This is a genomic window from bacterium (assembly GCA_009926305.1).
Taxonomy (GTDB): domain Bacteria; phylum Bdellovibrionota_C; class UBA2361; order UBA2361; family RFPC01; genus RFPC01.
Genome location: RFPC01000120.1, coordinates 1 through 4,824, shown reverse-complemented (window position 1 = coordinate 4,824; position 4,824 = coordinate 1). Strand labels below are relative to the sequence as shown.

Sequence of the window (4,824 nt, the reverse complement as noted above, 5' to 3'; positions counted from 1 at the left end):
CAGAACTTATAAGTTCTGAAATTTTAGATATTCGCTTGAATACAGAGCTTCGTTTCCAGGAATTTCGCTTTATCATGCAGGGTGAGAGTATTACTATTGCGGGCGAAAATATTTCAGAGGGGGCTCCTTCGACCACGATCCTTCCTGGAGCAGCTTCCACAACGATAATTAATGATGACACTCGCTTGTTTAATCTCTCGAGCTACGTGATTAACACCTCGAAACTTATGTCTGTGGCAAGGATTGATAGAGCGTATTTTGAATATGCCTCTGAAAAGATAGTATTTCGATTCGGGCGACAAGCACTTTCAATCGGTAATGGGATCGTATTCCAAGCCATCGATCTGTTTGCTCCATTCTCCCCAGTTGAGATCGATAGGGACTATAAGACTGGACAAGATCTCCTTTACATTGAATCCCTACTAACGGATGAGTTGTCAGTAGAGTGGATTATTGTTCCGAGAAGAGAGAACCAGGAGCTTCATTTTGATGCAGGCTCTTACGGAGCGGTACTTACATGGCAGGCGCCTGAAGGCTCACTTACGCTATACGGTTTGAGTGCATGGCACTGGGGTGAATGGAATTATGGCTTAGGCTCATCAACCTCTATTTCAGAATCAGTAATTCGCTTTGACATTCTTATTACTCAAACAGAAAGCGCTCAATGGCGACAAACCTTGCTTCTCAACTACGATACCTCGTGGACTCTTTTCGGGATGAATACATATGGCTTTATAGAATATTATCATAACGGTTTTGGATCTGAGCACCGTTTACTCTCTGATATTTCAAATGAGACGCGTGATCGTTTAATCAGAGGGGAGATATATGTAACGGGACGAGACTTTCTCTCTGCAGGCGTACGAGTCGAGCTTCGTCCCCTAATTCACCTTTCTCTTTCCGAGATCTACTCTCTACGCGATGAATCTGCTTTTCATCAGGTGCAACTACAATATGACATATTACAAGATGCAAATCTGAGCCTTGGATTGAATCTTCCCATGGGTGGGAGGGGAACCGAGTTTGGGGGGAGGGGAGTCGTCACTGAGCGGGGAGAGACCGCATATCTCCGTCCCTCGAAAAGTGCCTACCTGAGAATGTCCTTCTTTTTTTAGTCCCAGAACCCTACTTCTCCCGTATCGGCATATTCGAACGGCAAAAAGTAATTTATTAACAATAGGTTACGGCTCTATAAAAACATCGTTCTGTTGACTTGAGTTGGGCTCGTGCTCTACGCATTATAGAGGCTACACAAACTGTAGGGGAGTGCAGGGGCAATGGTCGAACCCGGTTCAGAAGATAGAACAAGCAAGACTACACAAGATATTTCATCCGAAGATTTGCTGCGAGATATCAGCGAAAAACTTCGTCATGAAATTCCAGAGATTAAAAAAATGTGCGCTGAAGGGAGGATTCTTCAAAGTGCACGTATGGGAATCGGTCAGCTCGTGCGTTCAGAGTTTTCTCCCCATGTTGTTGGTACAGACAATCCTCACACAGTAGCCGCGCACTATACGTATGAGCCATTCATCAATTTTGAACCGCCTGTTTTTGGCGATAAGGTTGTTTTACTTACACCAGACAAGGCACAACATCCGATATATCATGGAGTTGCTGAACGTTCGTTAGGTGACCTGAGAACTTTTTCCTTTCCCTTATCAGAGCATAAAATTGGAAAAGTCCCTCCATCACTGGTAGTGAAAGGAGGCGATTTATTCTTTCAAGAGGGGATTGAGAAGGGGTCTCAACGTGCCTTAATTGATCAGATTCCTGGGCTTGGAGTGCTCGCACGGCTTGAAGATCAGTACGAGAATGCTTCAATGCTTCACGGCCTCTCTATCCGCGCGAATGGAACCCATGCTGGTGTGCCTCTTCCTCACTCAATCCGTGAGATTACTGATGTTCCCGACAAAAATGGAATTCTCATACCGATCCAAGATTATCTAAACTCCAATGACTACCTTAAGCCAGACAAAGAACTCGCTCTTCAACTTTCCTTGAAAAAGGGCGAGGGGCTTGGAGATTATCTGCTCGAGAGAAAGCAACTGAAGCCTGCCGAATACCTTTACATCATTGACGGGAGTAATTTGCGATGCAGAGAAGCCATTAGCCTTTTATTCTTCAATCATAATGGCTTCCTTTCGATGAGAGACCCGCTGCTACGAGATGATCTTGCACTAGCAAATGGAACAGCAATGGAGTCTAAGGGCTTCTCTCGAGACAGCGTTCTGCGGGGTGCATATCGACTATTAGGAGATGCATGGAATATTCCGCTCGAAGCGTTCTTACCAGCTGAGCCGATTCAAGACGAGAACTATGGAGCCACTCTTGCTCGGATTCGGAAACGGCTTGCGCAATTTGATGTCACTCGGTTGGTACTGACTCCATTCATGGAAAGGATCGTTGATACGGTAGCGCTCGCGCATAGCCACGGGTGGTCATTTTCATATCCAGATCGAGAGCTAGCTGGCTCGTTACATCCCAGGAATGTGACCATCACGGGCACAATTTGTGATCTTGATACGATGACCTTTGGGAATACTCCATATTTTCAGAAAGACCTCGGAGAGGCGATGCTATCGATTGCTGCTATGCAGAGAATCGTTTCTCTTTGGTCGCCATCACAGCCAGGCTACTCTGAGCACGCACCAGAGAAAGGCAAGACATTTGTTGATATGATTTTGAGTCGTTATCGGGAGTACGCCGAGAACTATTGTCAGGGCGATACCAAGCTCTTAGATACGATTGATACATTGAGCCGAAGTGACTACCTCTATAAGCGAGCACTCAAATTGTTCTACAACTGAGAACTATAAAGGCGGGGCGCCGCCGCCTCCCAGTAATGCTTCTAGGGGCTCTCTGGGACCAGAAGCGCCGCTGGAGGGAAGAACTTCTCATTTTGCGGCTACCCCCAATAAAGTGACCTATAAGTAAAGTTATCGGGCAAATATAGGGGTGACCCTGTTAAAAGGTAGCACTGTAAAAAGGTAGCACTGTGAAAAGGTACCTCTGCGAAATGAGCTCATTTCTTCAGAAAACGATGGGCAGCACTTAGCGTTTTTCCTGTCTAGCGCTCTTTCTCTACGAAGATTTCTTACGTCACCTCCCTCTCATATCCTCCATAACAGCTCTAAAGGTTTGTTTTTAGCCCAAAATCACTTTGGGGGAAGGTTTATGATTATTCACAATGCATTGAGGAGTATCTTCTCTGCCCAGTATTTGCTGCTATCTCTCTCGGTCTTTCTTCTCGTGACACTCTGCCCACACGATGCTCTCTCTGAGTTCGGACCCCCATCAGATCTGCCTCCCACTAGACCTTCAGCCACTCCACAGCCACAGCCAAAGCCACAACCAGAGCCACAGCCACAGCCACAGCCAGAGCCACAGCCACAACCAGAGCCAGAGCCAGAGCCAGAGCCAGAGCCAAAGCCAGTGCTGCTGGATTGTGTCGTAGATTCACTACTCGGAGAACCACCACTCGGAGGAAATAGCAATGATTCAGTTTTCGAGATTCGTCCTGGCATATTTGTCTTTACGGCGAGTCATGAGGATTGGCGCGAGGGAAGTCTTACTTGCTTCTATGTTGGCTTTGGGTTGGATTTCTAAGTCCTCATTTTGCTCAAAATCAACTCTGTTTTTCTAAATCTTCACATGTATACGTTCCCTCAATTATTTCTTTTGAGAACCGGCTTTTTGGCTTACGAATAAGAAGCATCTGCACTTTACCTTCGTCACAACCCTGTTTTCCTATCTGCTTAAAATAACGCTCAGAGGTAAATGGAGGAACGTTACACTCATCAATCGCCCACTTGACCAAATCTATATTTTGCTCAGTGGAAGATATCAGTAGTGCACGGGGCTTCATTCCAGAATAGAGCGAGAGACCGAAGGCCTGATCAATGCGATTCAACAAAGTAAGAAATGGGATCACAAACAGTCCTCCCATGACGAAAAGGTATGCTTTACTCCCAAATAGTGGTCGATGACTCTCGTTCCAAAAAAGAAGAATAAGCAGCAAAGACATAACGATATTCCAGGGCCAAATAACCGAATTCCAATTCGCGCCGAGCGGTCCCACCAGAAAAAGAATTCCACAATGCATACCAATCAGGGCAATAACCCCTGCTTTTCGCACCTTATGAGAACGGCTTAACAAGCAGACAGCACCGCCAAACTCTATTATGGGCGCAATGAGGCCAAAGAGATAAAAAAATTCAACCGGTGAAGACTGATCCCCAACAAGCGGCTGTATTAACCAGGGAAACGTTTTGTAGAGAAAGTGTACATTAACTTTTTGAATTCCTGACCAAAAGTAGGTAGCAAAAACCGTGAGTTGTAATAACGAAGCTCCATACATGGGATTATGCACGCGCTGACAAGCAATAATGAGTATCATTCCATTGTAGAGTAAGAACCATTCCTGTGCTCTCGTTTGATCCCAGAGGCAAAAGATCACTGCAATACAAAATGCCCCTATCCCAGCTCGCTTAATCATTACAGGAACGAGCGTAAGAAGCAGCAATCCAAGATAAGTAAAAAAGAAGATGTCACTCAGCATCTCGCTCGGCTGGTGAAACGAGGGAAATGCTGGAACAAGAGGATAAGTCCGCACAGAAAACCAAAGCGGCCAAGAAAGCGCTATCCCAAGATAAAGCCCAACCAACACAACTACATGCGCTGCTCTTAAACAAATCTTTTCGCTCGTCAATTGACTCCTCTGCTGCTCGCTTTACTTGCCGTTTCGTTGAGAATTACCGTTCAAAAATGCCTACATCGCCCTAATATAAAGCTGTTTATACATTTCGAACATAGAGTTTCTGAGTA

At 45.5% G+C, this 4,824-nt stretch carries 4 protein-coding genes; 3 read left to right on the top strand and 1 reads right to left on the bottom strand.

Annotation, left to right across the window (positions count from 1 at the left end; translation table 11 throughout):
- The 3 genes from EBR25_12390 to EBR25_12380 form a co-directional block, all read left to right on the top strand.
- A partial coding sequence (locus tag EBR25_12390; protein NBW41783.1) for a hypothetical protein occupies window positions 1-1,115 on the top strand: 1,115 nt, incomplete at its 5' end.
- Between the two features lie 162 nt (window positions 1,116-1,277).
- Entirely contained in the window at window positions 1,278-2,807 is a 1,530-nt protein-coding gene (locus tag EBR25_12385) for a hypothetical protein (GenBank protein ID NBW41782.1), read from the top strand.
- 367 nt (window positions 2,808-3,174) lie between these two features.
- On the top strand, window positions 3,175-3,606 hold the full coding sequence (locus EBR25_12380) for a hypothetical protein (protein NBW41781.1): 432 nt from the start codon (window positions 3,175-3,177) through the stop codon (window positions 3,604-3,606).
- Window positions 3,607-3,625: 19 nt separating this feature from the next.
- Here the strand turns inward: EBR25_12380 and EBR25_12375 are convergent, their stop codons facing one another.
- Window positions 3,626-4,708, bottom strand: a complete 1,083-nt coding sequence (locus tag EBR25_12375) for a hypothetical protein (GenBank protein NBW41780.1) — start codon at window positions 4,706-4,708, stop codon at window positions 3,626-3,628.
- Window positions 4,709-4,824 lie beyond the last annotated feature (116 nt).

Bases quoted from the DNA above. Each gene is read 5' to 3' on its own strand.
- EBR25_12385 (NBW41782.1), top strand. From the start codon at position 1,278: ATGGTCGAACCCGGTTCAGAAGATAGAACAAGCAAGACTACACAAGAT.
- EBR25_12380 (NBW41781.1), top strand. From the start codon at position 3,175: ATGATTATTCACAATGCATTGAGGAGTATCTTCTCTGCCCAGTATTTG.